The sequence below is a fragment of the Cytobacillus sp. S13-E01 genome (assembly GCF_029193815.1).
Classification (GTDB): domain Bacteria; phylum Bacillota; class Bacilli; order Bacillales; family Bacillaceae_L; genus Bacillus_BV.
In genome coordinates, this window is the sequence record NZ_JARFVC010000023.1 from 12206 (window position 1) to 32234 (window position 20029).

General features: G+C 36.5%; 16 protein-coding genes and 1 tRNA gene. All 17 read right to left on the reverse strand.

What is annotated here, in order from left to right:
• Nucleotides 1–20: 20 nt before the first annotated feature.
• The 17 genes from ftsH to fin all read right to left on the reverse strand — a co-directional run bounded on the left by ftsH (nt 21) and on the right by fin (nt 20011).
• Nucleotides 21–1955: an ATP-dependent zinc metalloprotease FtsH gene (ftsH, locus tag PY093_RS14145; RefSeq protein ID WP_275646506.1), complete on the reverse strand. Its 1935-nt coding sequence runs from the start codon at nt 1953–1955 to the stop codon at nt 21–23.
• A 122-nt stretch (nt 1956–2077) separates the two neighbouring features.
• Nucleotides 2078–2626 carry a hypoxanthine phosphoribosyltransferase gene (hpt, locus tag PY093_RS14150; RefSeq protein WP_275646507.1) on the reverse strand — a complete coding sequence of 183 codons (549 nt, stop codon included), beginning with the start codon at nt 2624–2626 and terminating at the stop codon, nt 2078–2080.
• A 14-nt stretch (nt 2627–2640) separates the two neighbouring features.
• Nucleotides 2641–4032 carry a tRNA lysidine(34) synthetase TilS gene (tilS, locus tag PY093_RS14155; RefSeq protein ID WP_275646508.1) on the reverse strand — a complete coding sequence of 464 codons (1392 nt, stop codon included), beginning with the start codon at nt 4030–4032 and terminating at the stop codon, nt 2641–2643.
• Between the two features lie 191 nt (nt 4033–4223).
• The gene (locus PY093_RS14160) at nt 4224–5222 is read right to left on the reverse strand and encodes a serine/threonine-protein kinase (RefSeq protein WP_275646509.1); all 999 of its coding nucleotides are present in this window, start codon (nt 5220–5222) and stop codon (nt 4224–4226) included.
• Nucleotides 5188–5925 carry a VWA domain-containing protein gene (locus PY093_RS14165; protein ID WP_275646510.1) on the reverse strand — a complete coding sequence of 246 codons (738 nt, stop codon included), beginning with the start codon at nt 5923–5925 and terminating at the stop codon, nt 5188–5190. The genes PY093_RS14160 and PY093_RS14165 overlap by 35 nt, the downstream gene beginning before the upstream one ends.
• A 298-nt stretch (nt 5926–6223) precedes the next feature.
• On the reverse strand, nt 6224–8701 hold the full coding sequence (gene spoIIE / locus PY093_RS14170; RefSeq protein WP_275646511.1) for a stage II sporulation protein E: 2478 nt from the start codon (nt 8699–8701) through the stop codon (nt 6224–6226).
• 440 nt (nt 8702–9141) lie between these two features.
• Nucleotides 9142–9215: transfer RNA gene (locus PY093_RS14175), tRNA-Met, on the reverse strand.
• Nucleotides 9216–9594: 379 nt separating this feature from the next.
• On the reverse strand, nt 9595–10026 hold the full coding sequence (locus PY093_RS14180; RefSeq protein WP_275646512.1) for a S1 domain-containing RNA-binding protein: 432 nt from the start codon (nt 10024–10026) through the stop codon (nt 9595–9597).
• Nucleotides 10027–10102: 76 nt separating this feature from the next.
• Nucleotides 10103–10480, reverse strand: coding sequence for an FtsB family cell division protein (locus PY093_RS14185; protein WP_275646513.1), 378 nt, complete (start codon nt 10478–10480; stop codon nt 10103–10105).
• Between the two features lie 42 nt (nt 10481–10522).
• The gene (yabQ, locus tag PY093_RS14190; RefSeq protein WP_275646514.1) at nt 10523–11158 is read right to left on the reverse strand and encodes a spore cortex biosynthesis protein YabQ; all 636 of its coding nucleotides are present in this window, start codon (nt 11156–11158) and stop codon (nt 10523–10525) included.
• Nucleotides 11155–11460: a sporulation protein YabP gene (gene yabP, locus PY093_RS14195; RefSeq protein ID WP_275646515.1), complete on the reverse strand. Its 306-nt coding sequence runs from the start codon at nt 11458–11460 to the stop codon at nt 11155–11157. Before yabP ends, yabQ begins: the two co-directional genes overlap by 4 nt.
• 210 nt (nt 11461–11670) lie before the next feature.
• Nucleotides 11671–11931 (reverse strand): RNA-binding S4 domain-containing protein, encoded by a 261-nt coding sequence (locus tag PY093_RS14200; RefSeq protein ID WP_275646516.1) that lies wholly within the window; start codon nt 11929–11931, stop codon nt 11671–11673.
• A 71-nt stretch (nt 11932–12002) separates the two neighbouring features.
• A complete protein-coding gene (gene yabN / locus PY093_RS14205; RefSeq protein ID WP_275646517.1) occupies nt 12003–13475 on the reverse strand; it encodes a bifunctional methyltransferase/pyrophosphohydrolase YabN in 1473 nt (490 codons plus the stop codon).
• A gap of 4 nt (nt 13476–13479) precedes the next feature.
• Nucleotides 13480–15099: a putative polysaccharide biosynthesis protein gene (locus PY093_RS14210; protein WP_275646518.1), complete on the reverse strand. Its 1620-nt coding sequence runs from the start codon at nt 15097–15099 to the stop codon at nt 13480–13482.
• Between the two features lie 176 nt (nt 15100–15275).
• A complete protein-coding gene (spoVT, locus tag PY093_RS14215) occupies nt 15276–15812 on the reverse strand; it encodes a stage V sporulation protein T (RefSeq protein WP_275646519.1) in 537 nt (178 codons plus the stop codon).
• 226 nt (nt 15813–16038) lie between these two features.
• On the reverse strand, nt 16039–19569 hold the full coding sequence (gene mfd / locus PY093_RS14220; protein WP_481769303.1) for a transcription-repair coupling factor: 3531 nt from the start codon (nt 19567–19569) through the stop codon (nt 16039–16041).
• A 211-nt stretch (nt 19570–19780) separates the two neighbouring features.
• Nucleotides 19781–20011, reverse strand: coding sequence for an anti-sigma-F factor Fin (gene fin, locus PY093_RS14225; RefSeq protein WP_275646520.1), 231 nt, complete (start codon nt 20009–20011; stop codon nt 19781–19783).
• Nucleotides 20012–20029 lie beyond the last annotated feature (18 nt).

Genomic DNA, 20029 nt, shown 5'->3' on the forward strand with positions numbered 1-20029 from the left:
ATCAGCACCCAGTTAAAAAATTATTTATCTTCAGTGTTAGTTGTATCATCTTTTTTTGAATTAATATTGATCTTCACATCATCAGCAGGTTTTGTTGTTGATTCATTAGCTAAGTCATATGGTCGATCAGGAAGTTTACCTTCTTCAAAAAGACTCTTGATTTGCTCAGCATCTAATGTTTCTATTTCTAGCAAAGTCTTAGCAACTAGTTCTAGTTTTTCTCGTTGCTCAGTAAGAATTTTCTTTGCTTTTTCGTAACATTCTTTGATAAAGCTTTGGATTTCCAAGTCTATTTGATGTGCAATTTCATCACTATAGTTTTGCTCATTATGAATGTCGCGTCCTAAGAACACTTGGCCACCTTGAGGTTGACCAAACTGAACTGGACCTAGTTTCTCACTCATTCCATATTCAGTAACCATTTTTCGAGCTATTCCTGTAGCACGTTGGAAGTCATTGTGAGCGCCTGTACTCGCCTCACCAAAAACAATTTCCTCAGCTACACGCCCCCCCAGCAAACCAGTTATTTTATCAAGAAGCTCTGGTTTTGTCATAAAATAACGATCTTCCCTTGGAAGCATAACAGCATACCCACCGGCTTGACCACGAGGTACGATTGTTACTTTATGTACCATATCAGCTTCATCTAATACACAACCAATAATAGTGTGTCCTGCTTCATGATATGCCACAATATTACGTTCTTTCTTAGAAATGACACGGCTTTTCTTAGCAGGTCCGGCGATTACTCGATCAGTTGCTTCATCAATATCTGACATATCAACTTTCTTCTTGTCGCGCCTTGCTGCAATCAGAGCAGATTCATTTAGTAAATTTTCTAAATCCGCACCTGAAAAACCTGGAGTACGAGCTGCAATAGCTTTAAGATTTACAGATTCATCTAATGGTTTGTTATGAGCATGTACCCGAAGAACAGCTTCTCTACCTTTTAAATCAGGGCGATCGACAGTAATTTGACGGTCAAATCGGCCTGGACGTAAAAGGGCTGGATCAAGAATATCTGGACGGTTAGTTGCAGCAATAATAATGATACCTTCATTCGCACCAAATCCATCCATCTCAACTAGTAATTGGTTCAAGGTTTGCTCACGCTCATCGTGACCACCACCAAGTCCAGCACCACGTTGACGACCAACTGCATCAATTTCATCAATAAAAATGATACAAGGGGCATTCTTCTTAGCATTTTCAAATAGATCGCGGACACGGGAAGCCCCGACACCAACGAACATTTCAACAAAGTCAGAACCACTAATAGAGAAGAACGGAACCCCTGCTTCACCTGCAACTGCACGTGCAAGTAACGTTTTACCTGTACCTGGAGGTCCAACTAATAGAACTCCTTTTGGGATTCTAGCTCCCAGTTCAGAGAACTTTCTTGGATCCTTTAAGAATTCAACAACCTCTACCAGTTCTTGTTTTTCTTCATCAGCACCAGCTACATCCGTAAATCTAACCTTTTTCTTCTCTTCGCTATAAAGCTTGGCTTTACTTTTCCCAAAGCTCATAACTTTGCTGCCGCCACCTTGTGCTTGGTTAAGCAAGAAAAAGAATAAAATAAAGATAATGACAAAAGGAATAATTGAAGTAAAGAAAGTTACCCATCCACTTGTTTCTTCCGCTTGAAGTATCTCAATATTCGTATTCGTTGCAACCGCAGCATCAATGCGTTCCATCACCCTTGGCATATTTGGAACAGACGTTAGGAAGAACTGTTCTTCCTTATAATTTTGCAGTTGCCCTCTTACCTCATAAACTCCACGCACTGGCTGCATAGAAAGTGACTTTACGTCTCCGTTCTCAAGATGAGTAACGAATTTATTATAGTTCATTTGCTCTGTTTGCTGATTCGTTCCATTAAAAAAACTAACAACACCTATAATTACCAAAAATATAAGCAAATAAAAGATTGTATTTCGAAAAATCCGATTCATCCCTTACCTCCTCCCACGATGAACAAACTATAGTCAATACTATCATAGTGAATATAGTCAATACAAATTATAGACACTAAAAAATGTACAATTTTACGTGACCGCTACCTACTAATTCAGAATTATGCCTTTTCTCCACTATAAACATGCGGCTTTAATACACCGATATATGGAAGATTTCTATATTTCTCAATGTAGTCAAGACCATATCCGACTACAAAAGCATCTGGTACATTAAATCCAACATAATCTGCTTCTACGTTTGTTTTTCTGCCAGATGGTTTATCTAATAAGGTTACAATTTTAATTGACTTTGCTTTTCGGTAGCGGAACAATTCTACTAGATAACTCAGTGTCAGGCCACTGTCAATGATGTCCTCAATAATTAGGATATCTCTGCCCTCAACTGACGTGTCTAAATCTTTTAGAATTTTCACCTCTCCTGAAGATACGGTTAGATGGCCATAACTAGATACATCCATAAAGTCCATCTCTAAATATGTATCAACACGTTTTAACAAATCTGCCATAAATGGCATTGCGCCTTTCAAAACGCCGATCGCTAATGGAAAACGATCTTTATACTCTTCTGTTAACAACTTACCTAACTCTTTTACTTTTTCTTGAATTTCTTCTTCAGTAATTAGAACTTTTTCAATATCTTGATTCATTCTTCACTTGCCCCCTAGCCCTTGGTCCTGTGTTGTAATACTATGTACCTTCTTTTCGTCATATCAGCTGCTTCGTATGAGGACTTCTTTAAACTTGGCAACCAAATGATTGTTCCATTAGAATCTTCAATTATAGGCCATGTTTCTCGATCCGTAATTGATATTTTTAGATCAATGAAAATATCTTTTACTTTTTTACTTCCCTTCATGCCCTTTAGTGTCATTTTATCACCATTTTTTCTACTTCTAACAAATAAAGGCAACACAATGGAATCAGGGTCAACAATAAAGAAGTCATTGCCACTCTTTGCCTTAGGATAGTGTTCCCAAATCTCACTAATAATTTCATTCCCATTATTAAGGAGAATGTGAGCAGCTTCATCCATCAAATAACAATAAGGCATTGATTTTTCCTCATGAAAAGTTAGTGTGCATTCATCATATGACCGAATAACCCGTAATTGATTTGGGAAATATAATGTACCTGATGAACGCTCAACCTCCAATAAGGTTAACAAATTATCAATATGTATTGATGAAAGAGTAGGAGGAATTTCCTTATAAAGATAGTTTAATATTAGATGAATCCCTCTTCTTTGTAAAGATTTTGGCATGGACCAAAATAAATTCACATGAATCCGAATTTCACCTACCTCTTTCTTTTTAATAACTCTATTCAGTTTTTGTATCGTTAATTCCTCTAGATACTGTTCATCTTCTGTTAACCTTTCACTAAATTGTTGAAATCGCTCATGAACATTCGTATTCTCTTTTTTTAAAAAAGGTAAAACTGAAAGTCTAAACCGATTTCTAGTATACGTCTTTTTTTCGTTGCTTGGATCACGTCGCGGCTTTAGATTGTGTTCATGACAGTACGCCTCTATTTTATGTTTATCAACAGAAAGAAAAGGGCGAATGATATAACCCGTAGAAAAAGGTCTTTTCACCTGAATCCCAGCCTGACCAAGCATTGTACTACCTCTTACCAAACGCATTAATATGGTTTCAATTTGATCGTCACCATGATGGCCCAACGCCAGGCAATTAGCGTTATATTTCCTCATTACTTCATCTAAAAATTGATACCTACACTCTCTAGCTGCAACTTGGGGACTTAGCTTTTTTTCCTGTTGGTAAGCAGTAACATTTATTTGTGTCGTCTCGGTCGTGATACCCTTTTTATCACAAAACAACCTAACAAAATTCAAATCTTCCTCAGATTCTTTGCCCCTAAACATATGATCAACATGTGCTGCGACTATATCTACGTTCCAGACATGCTTCTGGTTCCATAAAAAATGCAGCAACGCTAATGAATCTGGTCCGCCTGATACTCCAACAATAATAGTAGAGTTTTTTTCTATTAGTTGGTGCTTTTTAACAAAGTGGTTGACTTCTTTCAACATTCCCTGATTCATTCCTCTATTATTTTATGATTCCATCGTACCATTTTCCTTTCTGGTACTGCAAAAAGAATGAGAAAATTTTTTGTCTAATTATAGACACGGTCATAAGCGTATAATTGTTTTTTGTACAGGAAAATATTAAAGTTTGAATTTAGTTTTTGGTGTCTAGCTTTGTGCTTTTCAAATCTCGGCTATAGGAGTTGTCCATATATATATAGAACATAGGCCAACGTAAGAAAAATTAGAATAAGAACCGTTTCAACAAATCCACCTTTTGATTTTTTTGAAGGTTGGTTTGGTCTTACTGCACTAGGTTGTGGAGATTTCGATTTTGCCTTCTTCTGACTGTTTCTTCGACTTGATTGACTTGGCGTATTTGCCTGACTCAACAATATAACCAAGTCCTTTCTCATGTCTGATGCATGACTATATTCCCCACTAAGTGCTTTTAGCAAAACTTTTTCATATTTCCGTAACGACTCATTTGTACGAATAATCTCCCTAAGTTGTTCCTCACCTTTACCAACCTTTGAGAATCTCTTAGGTAAAGCTGCGTTAATCATAATCATTGCAACAGCAAATAAATCATATGTAGGTTCTGCTTTTCTAGTACCCATCCCCCAGTAGCCTCTATCGAAAAACTCAGTAAACTCTTTAATTGCCCTACCTTGTATAGTTGTTCCACCAACATCAATACATCTAATCTTAGGTGTTGGACCAGTGACAATTAGATTATCTGGTTTTAAATCACCAAAAACCCAACCTTCTTGGTGTAGTCTTTCTAGGTCTGATAGTAATTGTAAGCAAAGGATCCCTGTCCATTCTTTCCCTCTTTTCTCAATAAATGATAAGAAGCTTTCACCTTTAATATATTCCATGACATAAAATGGAACAGGCTGTGGACTACCTGGCCGTAACCAATCGTCAACATCTAGTAAAGAAGGTCCAAGGGCAGATCCCTGGACCTTAGAAAAATGTTTTAACACATTTACTTCAGAAGTAATAGACATGCTATTTTCACTTATTTTCAAAGCGGCATAGCCATTTACACTTTCTGCTAAATATACAATCCCTGTTGCACCATAGCCTAATGATTTAATAATCTTATAGGATTTTTTATGCCATTTACCTGAAACAATTGTCCCCGGTGAAACCTTACATACCTGACTCTTCGATATATTGTTCATCACGAGAAATCAAGCTCCTTAACGAACGTTTTTTCTTAAAGTACGTGAGAGCCTCCCGAATAGCTGGACCTGTTGGAGTAATACCTCCTGTTGTTAGCTTTGGAAAGATACTCGTCAATGATTCGAGCTTAGGTGTCCAATCTAGCACTTTTTCGACATCTTTCCTTTTCCCAGGAAATACGAAAACCCCAAAACGATTATCTCCCATTCTTGCATTTAAACTTAACGATAGATCTAGCAGGGCTTCCTTAACAGTTGGAAGCTTATGTTTCATACTTGCACTCGTGTCTACCAATATTAGCACTTCAAGTTCTACTGTTTCACCAAGCTCATCTACCACTTCCATTACTTCTCCGCGTTTATCAGGAGGTAAATCCTCCATTGATGAACTGGATCCTAGTATCTGTTGTAGCTCTTTATTAATAACACCTTGTAGCGTTTGTGTCATTGCTTTTCTTGTAACCATTTGCACTGTATGTGAAAGCTGCTGCGCATAGACTACCTGATTGACTCCTCCACTTGCCATCGCAATTCCTTCAATTTCTTGCATACCCTGCTCATCTATTGTATCTTGATCCATCACACCAATAACATTTACCGTGATTCCTTGTTCTTTAGCAAGGGCTGCCATTGCTACTGGGTCATCACCTTGGTTTGAACATCCATCCGTAATCAATAGAATTTGTTTAATTGTACCTTTAGCCATCTTTCATCCCCTCCTAGTAAAAGTTATTACCATCTTTGACGGAATGATTATATTTTAAACCCCTTAGTATATGAATCTTTTCCAATTCTATTCATTTCTATTTACGTAATCTAGGCACTGGGAGCACAGACTATTCTTCTTAAAGGCACCTTTTTTGAAGATTGGTTTTTCTACCAAACGATAGAAGCTAGTATAAAGTTCGTATTTTTTGATATGATTAGGGAAGAAAAGCTGACACGATGCTCCGTTTTTATGGAAACTTCAATATTTTTGTTAAAATGCCTTCTTAAATAACAAGTTATTGAGCCTTTTTCTTATATGAATAGGCAGGAATAGCTGCCCATTTCGGAATATTTCTTTTGATTTGGGTCACAACAACTGTCATATCATCCTCTATATTTCCAGCTCTTGATCTTATAACCTCTTCCATTAAAACATCAGCAATTTCTTGCGGATCCTGTGACCTAATTTCGCCAATTTTTCGTTTCATCCACATATCATAGTTTTCGACATGTTTCGGCCCTTCAAAAATTCCATCACTCATCATAATTAAAATATCCCCTGCTTTTAACTGTTCACTTACTACATCCACATCAAACTCTTGAATGATGCCCATTGGCAAATTACTTGCCTGTACTTTTATGATTTTCTCGCCACGTTTAACATAACTTGGTGTAGAGCCAATCTTTAAGAACTTTGCACTAGCATCCTGTAAATCAATTACGGCCAAATCCAGTGTAGAAAAAATTTCATCTGTTGTGCGCAGCGACAATATTGAGTTCATGGATTTGATTGCGACCTTTTCTTCAATTCCGGATTTTAATATTTTTTGTAATAACTGTAATGTTTCATTGCTTTCGTGATGCGCACGTTCACCATTTCCCATGCCATCACTTATGGCAACTGCATATTTTCCAAACCCAAGCTCAATAGTTGAAAAACAGTCTCCTGAGACTAGCCCACCACCCTTAGCCGCGTGTGCTACTCCCGTGTCAATTACAAACGCTTTTACTGAACCGAAGGAAACATGACAGTAACTATTTGGGTATGCAGCACATTCTTCTTTTTTAACAGAGATTGTTTCTCCTAAAATATCGGACAGCATTGGTGCAACCAATTTTTCACACTCTCCACTTCCGTTACAATAGGGTATACTCATTTCAATATCTACATTACCTTGTTCCAAACTGTAAATTTCGACATGTCCAATTTCTACTCCAAAAGCCTGTAATGCTTCTAATATTTGTTCTTCTTGTATATGGTGATTTTCACGTTCACGTTGTATCTCTTTCGCAAAGTCACCCATGACTTGTGAAACACCAAGAAGCTGGTCTGCAACTAACCTTCTACTTTCATGAACTTGTCGCTTAAGCTTTTGGTTGGCCTGATAATGTGTTAGTTCTTGCTGAATTGCATCTATTACTTTTTTCGATTTTACACAATGCTTGTCCCACTCTCGATTTAACTGATGATTAAAAATGAGTGATTCACTATCACTTTCATGCATAATCTGTGTCATATAATCATATGTTTTAGTAAAGTTCTTTGACCAACATTGTTCTTTCTTAAAACAAGTTTGGCATGTTTTTTCGGTAACGTTACTTAGAAAGTAGTCGATTTCCCGCTCCTGGTCGACTTCTTCCAATGGAAGTCCGTAATTAGAAAAACTATTTGATAAAGCCTGAAACACAGTAGAAAATTGTGAAACTCTGTTTGCGGTTACGTCCCTTATTTTTCGTAGATATAGCTGTTGTTCTGCTGAATATTCAGAGGTTCCCGGAATATACTTTGCTAATTTACTCGTTAACATTTGAGGTGTAAGTAAGAAAAATGCGATGGCGACCAAGGATTCATATAAGGTCGATAACAACTGAGCGGACCCTTCTCCATAAAGACCGATAAGAAGTGTACCTATAATTAACCCAATTGAGACACCGATTTTTTTTCCATCTTTAAGTAAACCGCCAAGCAAACCCGAGAATGCTAATAAACTCATCTGATATAAACTAGCAACATTGGCTAAACTTAAAATTAATCCAGTCACGACACCAACTGTTGAGCCGGTGGTTGCACCTGCAACCAACGCAAAAACTAAGACAAGATATCTTGACATAATATGTTCAATAGATAAATCATATATAGACCAGCCAATCGTACCTGTCATTACGGATGCTATTAAAATAATTAAACATATAACTTCCTCTGTCTTTAGGGCTTGTTTTCTTTTCTTAAAGGTTAAAAGAGGAACACTTTGTAAAAAGATAAGTGTTAAGATAAAGCCTAATCCTGCTTCTACTCCTGCAAGCATTCCATCATATAATGTAATCCCCCCTACCGTTGCATATGTAAGTAGGAGTTTTGTCGAAAGTGATGAAAATAATACCAAGAAGGGCAGTGCTCGAATAGGTTCTTGCTTAAATTTAGTAGCTAGTTTTTGGACTAGCAAGAACAGAATTATAGATGCAAAGGTAAATATAGTTACGTTAACAGAAAGAGTCATAGCCCCTGCGAGTACTGAAAGCATTGCTATTCCTGCTCTGTCTCTCCTCATTAAATAAACTGAAGCGAAAAATGGTAAAGCAAATGGTGTGATTTGCGTAAGGATCAATGCTCGTCCAAGTAAAAAACCTATTACCATAATCATTAATCCTTTATGTAAAAACACATGTTGAATCATAGATTGAAAACGCTGAAACCAACGAGATAGTGCAGCCTGAGTTTTTCCGAAGTCTACTTCTTGAATCGGCTCGATAAGATTCCTTTCTATTTTCTCCATTTTCCAAACACTCCCTGTATTTAAATAGTTGATTTTTATTATACAAGGTAAATTTTTAATATTTTGTCAAAACAACAGGACAGAATGTAAAAAACATTCGACTTGTTTCTAGTAATCCTTCTAAAAGAATACAGGATATGTAGAATTACATAGATATTTTCGGGAATTACAACGGAAAAAGTAGAAAGATATAAGAAAAGCTCAGGGGCGCGCCCGGAGCTAGACACTAAAACTAGGTACAAACTTTTATACTTTCTTATCTTTTTAAGAAAACTCGCCGATTTGCGAGCTTGAAGGGCGAAGACAGAGGCGTAGTTGCACTTATGCGGTTTAGAATTTATGGATATAAATTCTGATTAGCTAAGAGAGGCGGGGGGCACTCAGAGCTTGACTCCAAAACTATGTTCAAACTTTTCTAACATTTAAATCTATAAATAGGATAGCGGCGGAGGGAGTCGAACCCACGACCTCACGGGTATGAACCGTACACTCTAGCCAGCTGAGCTACACCGCCATAGTAATATTATCTGAACTAAGATTTCATTAGTTCTTAGTTTTCTTGTGTCCCGATTTCAGGAAACCTAGTCAAGTAGCAGTTCAATCGGTACAACTCGATGCCGATTCGGTGGAGCTTTGCTCGTCGCTCTAGCAAGCTGATCTACACCGCCATAGTATAAGTTAAAGCATAAAATTAATAATACAAACTGGATATATTTTCGTCTTTCGTCAATAGTTTTACATAAACACAGAATAATAGAAAAGATGCGGTTCAATTGTTTTGTCTTGATTATATGCCATGTTCGGCTGACAACTTTAAAATGAGTTCATAAATAACAATAAAACACCCAAAAAGGGTGCATTTTCTATAATCATCTATATATAAGTGCAGCAAGTTAGCCTCTTTTAGCTCCGCGTCCACCACGTTTAGATTCAGTATTACGCTTTAGTGAAGTTAGTCGATCTTCACTATCTTTTAAGAAACGACTCATTTTTTGTTCAAAGCTTTCCTTTGGACGAAATTGGTCATTTCTACTGTTGTTACGAGGGCCATTGTTACGTGGACGTTGTTCGCGTTGTTCACGTTGCGGTTGCTCTTTTGCTTTTTTAATAGATAAACCGATTTTGCCATCTTTTTCAACATTTATGACCTTAACTTCTACTTGGTCACCGACTTTAAGATGCTCATTAATATCTTTAACGTAATTATCTGCAACCTCACTAATATGAACAAGGCCTGTTGAGCCACCTGGCAGCTCCACGAACGCTCCAAAATTAGTTATCCCTGTAACCTTTCCCTGCAACTTGCTGCCTACTTCGATTGACATAAAAAAATTGCTCCTCCTTAAAATTTAAAAAATCATCTTATTTTATTATACATAAAATTAAAAACAGGTGTCAATACTACGGGGATTCGCTCCCTATTTTGAAGATAATCTCATCCTCTTCAGAAAGAAAATAATCTCTACGGGCAATTTTTGCAATATACTCATCGTCATTTAATTTAACAATCTCTTCTTCAAGGTAAACCTGTTCCTGCTTCAATACAACAAGTTGCTCTTCAAGTTTAATTTTTTCTGTTTCTTTATCCTTAATTATTGCTGATTGAGTGATAAGTGTAGAGACTAAGCCATATGACATAATTACAGCAAAAATGGCAAAAGCCGCTAACCTTCGGATCAAGCCTCGACGCTTTATATTATTTGATTGCTCCTGCCCAGTTTGTTTCGAAACGTATGAAGACTGTATTTGCGGTACCTTATGTTTACGTATAGCACTCATCCCTAAAACATTCCCTCCTTTTGCTGTATAACTCCCTATATATTAAGATTTACTTATTTTTTTCCACCATTTGATTATCACATATTTGATATTCTTTATCTTTCGTAAAATTCCTGCATAGTTGTAAAAATACTTTACCAAAAGTTTCTTCAAATTTCGCGGTACTAGCTTCCATAATAATACACCAATCCAGTGTATTGGTGAAAGTATAATCTTTAATAAGACTAGTAAAATATTATAAAGAATCTTGCTAAGTGCCGTTAGTAAGTTGAAACCACCTAGAGCCAAGACAATTAGAAATTGAATTAGCAACTGTAACGGACGAACAATAAGTAAGTAAATTGTCTTAGCTATAAAACGATAGGTGCTAATTACCCCACTTATCAGCACATCTAGCAACCTCAAATAGCCTGTACGAAATAAACTCTGATATGCGGCATATCCACAAAGAAGAGCTAAAAACACATAAACTCGTAGCTCTCCTTCATTCACTGATAATAGTGTATAAAATATAATAAGTCCTTGTAGCACCCAAAACAGGATATCATTAATAAATACAAACCATTGTGCCCGCTTCGGCCGCTTTAGGAAGCGACCATATGTATCAAGCGCAGCACCCAACCAACTTCCCATGCCAATCATGGCAATCATGGTATAGAATTGGGTCGTTAAGCTCATCGAAATAACTTGCTAAAGAAGCCTTTAGCCTTCTCCGATTGTTGCTCATCCAAATACACGATGTCATATACCTTCCCTTTGATCGATACTATTCCTTTTTCTACGTCTAGGTTTTTCATTTGAAGGTTTTGGCCACGAATTGCAAGGAAGCCCATTACTGTCTCTAAAAGGAACTCTTCATTATCAAAACTTTCGACTTGTTTTACCCCTGTAATATCAAGTAATCTTCTACTCCTCACAATTACGTCATGTTCCTGGACAGTGCCTTTGTTTGAAGCATTCATTTCATAATATTGACTCATCATCATCCCACGCTTTCTACAAGTTGGAAGTAAGAGGTGAGACGGTCATTTACGATCGCATGTCTTTGTACAATCACAATGCCTCTCCTTCTTTGTTGGTATATGTTTATGAAAGTGAGATGATATTTAGAACAAGCCCTACAAGAAAAGCGCAGGGCGCTAGACACAAAAACTAGGTATATAATTTAGACGAGTCCTTTTTAAGAAACTTTACTCCCCAAGTCTCTCTTCACTAATGATTTCATATAACTCAGAAGCAGCATCTTTTTTTGTTGTTTCCTGTAAATCATTGATTTTTGCTGTTATTAGTTTTTGGCCAAATCGTATAGTAAGGATATCTCCAATTTTAACGTTTGAACTAGCTTTAGCTTGATCTCCGTTAATTGAGATACGGCCTTGGTCTGCTACTTCTTTTGCCAATGTACGACGTTTTATAATTCGAGACACTTTTAAGAATTTGTCTAAACGCATTGCCAATCACTTCTTTCTTTTTAGTTCTTCTTGAAAATTATTTACTGCATTAAGTAATTCTGTATATTTCCTTAAAGTCCTTGTTTTTTTGCAGTTTCCCATATCGAATCTAACGTTTCTAATGATTGTAACTCTATTTGTACACCCCGTTTTTTGACCTCTTGCTCAATAAATGCAAATCGCCGATAAAATTTTTGATTCGTCAAGGAAATGGCTTCTTCTGGGTTGATTTTATAAAATCTAGCGACATTTATTAGCGCAAACATTAGATCTCCAAATTCTGAAATGAGCTTATGATCATCTACTGTTTCTTTCTGTAGTTCATCTTGGAATTCCTTAATTTCCTCATAAACCTTAGCCCACATAGGGTCTATATCCGACCAATCAAACCCAACTTTGGCAGCCTCATGTTGGTATTGGTAAGCTTTAAGTACACCCGGAAGACTTTTTACGACATTATCTAGACGCGATTCCAATTCGTTTAAATTTGATTTTTCTTCCTTTTTGATAGCATTCCAGTTTTTCATAACATCTCCGATATTATCTGCTGAAACATCCCCGAAGACATGTGGGTGTCTTCTAATCATTTTTTCAGTTACTCCACTAATGACATCGTTAATTGTAAACATACCTTCATCTTCTCCGATTTGTGAATGAAGAACAACTTGAAGTAGCACATCACCTAGCTCTTCAATCATATGGTCCTCATCTTCATTATCAATTGCTTCCAATAGCTCATATGCTTCTTCAAGTAGATATTTCTTTAATGATGTATGTGTTTGTTTCAAATCCCAAGGACAGCCACTAGGTCCTCTTAATTTAGCAATCACTTTTCGTAACGTAGAAAACTCTCTGTATAATAACGTTTCGTCCTTGACCGGGGGCACATAAACACTTGTTAAATTATTCAAATCAACACTTCGGTCAAGTTCATACAGAGGAACTCGATTTATTTGTTCCTGATTACTACCTACAGCAGTCACTATGTAGATTTCATATTCATCTGGCAGCTGTTCCATTAATGCTAGCTTAACATTTGAAGCAATCATTTGATCGTATACCTGACAAATTACAATATGTTGATTTAACTGAAGCTGGTCATTTCCAAGGGAAAGTGCATCAACAAACTGAAATCCCTCAATTGGATCAATTTCCAATGATGCAAACAAGGGATCTATGAAGCTTTGCCCACCCTCAATTGTTATATTAAGATCGGATTCTCCTTTTTTCTGCAATAACAGCTGGACTGTTTTTTCCGCTACTAAAGGATGGCCCGGAACCCCGTAAACAATATCCTTGTCTTTCGCTTCGTGACATAGTATATCGACAATTTCGTTATAGACTTCCTCAAATTGATCATATTTTTCATAAATATCATCAAATGCTGTGTATGAGATACCTTCACTCTCTAAGTCGACAACAACAGGATGTTCTTTTGTTCGCAAGTATAAAAACGCTGTATCTTTGATCGATCGGTATATACCTAACGACAGTTGGTTAATATCACCTGCACCTAAACCAATAATACTAATTCGTTTTACCATATAGTTAACCGCCTTTTTTAGTTCTCATAAAGTATGCTGCCTTTTTACCCATAGGAAAAAAGGAGAGCTCAGTTTTCGTAAATACATTTCCTTTAATAATAACTAGTATGTATACAATTGCACCGAGTATAACTGCTGAGATAGATTGAAAAGTAGCAAACAATCTAGAGTCAACAGATTGCTTAAACATAGCCTGAAATAATTGTTGATGTGCAACGATTACCATTACCATCATTATAGCGCCTAGTATGGACATACCTATCGTTTTCCACTCTAAAATTGAGATAGATAATTTTGATTGCAAATAAAAGTAATTTAATAAGGTTATTAGCGCAAAAGCAACAACCGTGGCTACAGCTGCTCCCATAATTGAAAATTGTGGGATAAGTACACTATTTAAACCTGCTTTAACAAGCATACCAATGATTACACTGCCCGCTGGGAAAAGGAGAAAACCTAAACCCTGAAGAATAGCCGCAATCGTTACTATTATTGATGTAAAAAAGATTGAGATTCCTAAAACCATTAACACCTCGTTGCCCAATGAATCTTGAAAGAGCATAATATTGGTTGGAGTGATAATACTAGCCAAACCAACTGCTGCTCCTATCCCGATAATGGTTGCCACACGAAGGGATAAGTTTACTTTATCAATAATAAATGGATAATCATTTCTTTTTTTAGCACTTGATATTAATGGTACTAATGTTAAAGATATCGATGTTGCTACAACCGTACCTAATTGAATCAAAGGTTGCCCACGATCGTAAATACCCTTCACTTTTTTAGCTAGCAGCTCATCCATTCCGTTTGAAACTAAAAGTGAGTAAAGCGTAAACGCATCTACTAATTGGATAAGAATTAATAATAAACTACTCACGCAAATGGTAAAGCCTTGGATCAGTAGTACTTTTATAATGTCTTTGGACGTCGTAAATAAATCCTTTCGATTTTGTCTTTTAAACAAGAGCTCTTTCTTTTTAAATAAAAAATATAATAATACTAGTATAGCTGCAAATCCACCTGTTATAGAGCCAAAAATTGCTCCTGCTCCCGCTTCATAGACTCCATAACCTTTTCCAAGCAAAATGTATGAAAACACCAATATCGTTGTAACTCGAATTAGTTGTTCTATAACTTGGGAAATCGCAGTTGGCAACATATTATTACGTCCTTGAAAATACCCCCTGAGCATGGAAAGTACAGGTAAAATTAAAAATGAAAACGAGATTACTTTAATTAAAGTTGCAAGTTTTTCGTCACCCATCATACTCGAAATATAATCAGCACCAATATATAGGAAACAAAACAGAAAAATTCCTAGGATTAACAATACTACAAAGGAAATAGCTAAAATTCTTTGTGCCCCTGCATCGTCGCCCTGTTCATATTTTTCTGCAAGAAGCTTTGATATAACAACAGGGAATCCATATGTAGATAAAACTAAGGCAATTCCATAAATGGGGTAAACCTGCTGATAAATATAAAAGCCAATATCTCCAACGATGTTTTGATATGGCACGCGGTATGCCGCACTCAACACTTTAATGATAATACCGGCAATTGTTAAGATAAAAGCACCTTCCAAAAACCTCTGAAGCCGTTTCATGGATTGGACGCTCATTGCGATCTCCTTCCAATCTAAAAAATCCTAAAGTCTAAAAAGCGTAGTGCAACCGCTTAGCTGTGAAAAAACGTGTATATTGCAATAACATTCTACGCTTATATTCTCTTCTTTCATAATAAAGAAAAGGTAGCTAATTAAGCTACCCTTTACACTAAGTATTTTTTTAGTTTTAATTATTGTTCCATCTGTCTTGCTAAAAATCCAGCTGCTGTTTCAACAGCCTTTTGTTCGACTTCGCCAAGTGTTCTTTCCTTAGAAAGAATAACTACAGCCCCTATAGGATCACCATTTGCAACAATAGGACCTGCTGTATACGACGTTAAGGTTTCTTCATTTCCGTCAACTATCGATACTTGACGTTCTTCAGTTTCTAATACAGAGCTTCTATCATCCATCAATTTTTCAATTAATTCACTTACATTCTTATTTAGATAATCTTTTTTAGAACCACCTGCGACTGCTATAAATACATCTCTGTCACAAATGAGAACAGGCTGTCCCAAACTGTCAAACAAGGCTTCTGCATATTCCTTGGCAAAATTACCTAATTCACTAATAGGAGAGTATTTTTTTAGGATAACTTCACCGTCTCTATCTACAAAGATTTCTAACGGATCTCCTTCTCTGATTCGTAAGGTTCTACGAATTTCCTTTGGAATAACTACTCTACCTAAATCATCAATACGACGAACAATACCAGTTGCTTTCATCTTATGTTGCCTCACTTTCATCTGATGATTAAAGATTTGGTGATGTACATATTGTCTTTAATTGAATATATCACCATTTGTGTGTTGATTTTAGTATAAGTAACCTACAAAGTTCTATTCACGATGAAAGTGATTTTTTCTATTTAAGTGAAAAACCCCATTTTCATATTCGCCATATGATGTGATTCTTAATCGAAAAATGTAAAACTAAATTTTTTGTTCCGGCTTAACTAGCATTAACATTTTCCTTTTTTGCATGTTCGAGCCCTTTAATCATCTCATAAGCAATTGAGAGCCATTTATCAACTTCGTATCCTTTTATATGGAGGACAATTTTTAATTTATGTCCTTCCATACCAAGGCTAATCATTCTTCCATACTTAGTACCAAATTGGAAAAGTTTATGACCATCAATTTTACTACTTGCAGCTTCGGATAATAGAAGAGTTACCTCTTGTTTGACTTGCTTAATCATTTCAACCTTTTCTATTTTAGCGAACACTTTCATTTCAGCTATCCTGAACAAATAGGATACCTCTACTGGATATTCACCAAAACGATCTACCATATCATCTTGGAGCTCCTCTACATCCTCAAGTGAAATAATTCCTCTAAAACGTTTATACATATCAATTTTTTGACGCCCATCAGAGATATATGAGTCTGGTATATATGCGTCTACTTCAACATCAATTTCCACTTCGAATTTCTCTTCCTGCGGTATATCTGTTTGCCTTTGTTCTATTGCTTCTTTTAGCATTTGAGAATATAAATCGAATCCAACTGAGTCAATAAAGCCATGCTGTTGTGCGCCTAGAATATTACCTGCACCACGAATTGATAAATCCCTCATTGCAATTTTAAAACCTGAACCAAGTTCGGTAAATTCCTTAATCGCTTGGAGTCTCTTTTCTGCTACCTCAGTTAACACATTGTCTTTTCGATGGGTAAAATAGGCATATGCTACTCGATTTGATCTTCCTACCCTACCACGTAGCTGATAAAGCTGTGATAAGCCCATGCGGTCTGCATCAAAGACAATTAGCGTATTAACATTCGGGATGTCTACTCCTGTCTCGATGATCGTGGTGCTTACTAGAACATCATATTGCCCATCTAAAAAATTAAGCATGACGGACTCAAGCTCATTTTCAGTCATTCTTCCATGTGCAACTGCGACCCGTGCATCAGGCACTAGCATAGTTATCTCTTCAGCTTTTCTCTCAATATCTTCAACTCGATTATAAAGAAAATATACCTGTCCATCTCGTGCCAGTTCACGTTCAATTGCCTCTCGAACTAGCCCACCATTATATTCCACTACGTATGTTTGTACAGGGAATCGGTTTTCTGGTGGTGTTTCGATAACCGACAAGTCCCTAACTCCTAACATCGACATATGCAATGTTCTTGGGATCGGAGTAGCGGTTAAGGTTAGAACATCAATATTTGCTTTTAACTGCTTGATTTTTTCCTTATGCGTTACTCCAAAACGTTGCTCTTCATCAATAATTAACAGGCCAAGGTCTCGGTACGTTATATCCTTAGAGAGCAGTCTATGTGTACCTATTACTAAATCAATTGTTCCCGCTTGCAAACCTTTAATCGTATCCGTTTGCTGTTTTCTGGACCGGAAACGGCTTAGGAGGCCGATACTTATAGGGAATTCTTGAAACCGCTCTCGTATCGTTTCATAATGTTGCTGCGCTAGGATCGTTGTTGGAACTAAGAGCGCTACTTGTTTGCCATCCGCAATTGCCTTAAATGCAGCACGAATCGCAACCTCTGTTTTACCGTAGCCTACATCTCCACATAGAAGCCGGTCCATTGGTCGTTCACGTTCCATATCAATTTTAATTTCATGGATGGATCGTATCTGATCTTCTGTTTCTTGATAAGCGAAGGCAGTTTCAAATTCCCGCTGCATATCTCCATCAGGAGAAAAAGCATATCCTTTACTTGCTTCACGTTCGGCATATAATTTAATGAGGTCATCAGCAATATCTTGAACGGACGATTCGACTTTCTTTTTAACTCTTTTCCAATCATTTCCGCCGAGCTTATAAATTTTTGGTTCCTTTCCTTCAGAACCCACATATTTTTGAACCTGATCAATTTGATCAACAGGTACATAAAGCTTGTCATCACCCTGATAACGAATGTGAATATAATCCTTATGAATACCATTTATCTCTAATGTTTCAATACCTAGATATTTCCCAATACCGTGATTTACATGAACAACATGATCGCCTATTTGTAGCTCTGAGTAGTTTTTTATCCTCTCAGCATTTGACATTTTTTGTCTGCGCTTTGATTTTTTTAGCTTTTTCTTAAAAAGTTCTTCCTCAGTAATGACTGCTAGCTTTTGAAGTGGTAGCTCAAATCCATCATTTAAATCCCCTTGAATAATTTGAACCTTTCCCTGTAACAACTCTGTATCATTTTTAATAGGAATTGCCTCTATCTCGTAGTCCTCTAAGACGTTTTGGAGTTTTTTTGCCCGATCCTCACTTGATCCTAGGAAAATAACAGAATAGTTTCCCTTTTTCCACCGTTCAAGTTCGGATTTTAAAACGTGCATTTGCCCATGAAAATTCTGCATCTGTTTACATGCCATATTTAAGATATTCTGAGGACTCGTATGTGGAACATGCCTCAAAAATAAAGATAAATACAGTAAAGGTCGTGAAGACTTTTGAATAAGAGAATTAAATTTATGCGAATGGTTTAACCCGTGGATAATTTCCCCATTTGCCAGTAAGCTTGTGTACCACTCTGCTTCTTCTTTATCAAGAGAGTCTGACATTTCTTGAATTCGGCTAATCTCATCAAGTATGACAATGCCATTATCAGGTAAATAGTCTAGTAAACTAGTAGGGCTATCATAGAAAAGTGTTAAATACTTAAACATTTTTTCTATAAACTGACCACTTTTTAATAAATCTATTTCATGTGAAAGATTCTCTATCAATCCTTCCTTTACCCTTTCATCTTTTATCTTTTTTAAAGTCTTAGATAAACCCGCTGAAAGTGCTGTAGCTCCCTTATCTAACTGTTCCTTAGATAGTATAATTTCTGTTGCAGGTCCAACCGTTATCGTTTGTAACTTTTCCTTAGAACGTTGGTCTTCTAATACAAAAGTTCTGATAGAATCAATTTCCATATCAAACAGTTCTATTCGTATCGGCAATTCTTCTGTCAGAGGATAAATATCAATGATTCCTCCACGCACACTAAATTCACCTGGTGTTGAAACCATCGATGCTCTTTCATACCCCATAGATACTAATCTTTCTAAATAGGCTTCATTAATTTCTTCGCCAACAGTAAATGCTATTTGACTACTATTCCAAGCTTTTTTCGTAGGTAATAACCGTTTTAAGCCAGCAATTGGCGCCACTACAATTCCATTTTTATGAGAGTTCCAATAGTTAAGCGCATCCATCCGTTGTGATTTAAGCTCAGGGCTTGCAACAGCGATTTCAGATGCAATGAGTTCATTAACCGGATATAGAAATACTTGATCCTCACTTATTAAGGATGTTAAATCATCATATATTTTCTGAGCTTGAAAAAGATTATGTGTAACAATTAATAACGGTTGGTTTGTTTCTTTATAGATGGAAGCCATTAGTAAAGTTCGTGCCGAACCGGAAAGCCCAGCAATTAATTGTTCTTTCAATCCTTCATTTATTCCATTTATAATCGAAGTGATATCATCATTCATATAAAATGATCGTTTCAAACCATCCAACAAATTGAACCCTCCTCTCCAACTATTTTACCCTAGTTATTAGTTATATTAAGATTAAGATTAAAATGCAATAGATCCAACATTTAGAGATATTATCTTAATGTTGTAAATTTTGAAGTGTGAGTGTGGCAACTTTTCTTCCTAGATTTCATTTTTTGAAAAGAGCCTTACAACAGAAAAATGCTTTGGGACAAAAAACATCCAAAGCTTATTACTGTATAAAACTTTCATATTGGTGCAATTCTGGGTTTCTTTCTAGGGCTTCCTGACAATCTTCGCATATTGTTTTTATATGTATATCCCCACTTGTTTGGTAGGATATCATTTCTTGGCGTTCCTCGTCGTTTAATTGATGGAACCCTAACTCTTCACTATGTATAGACATCTTATCAAGAGTGCCCACCTTTGTACCACAATGTCTACAAAAATAATGGAGTGACATGTCTAACTCCCCCTTTAA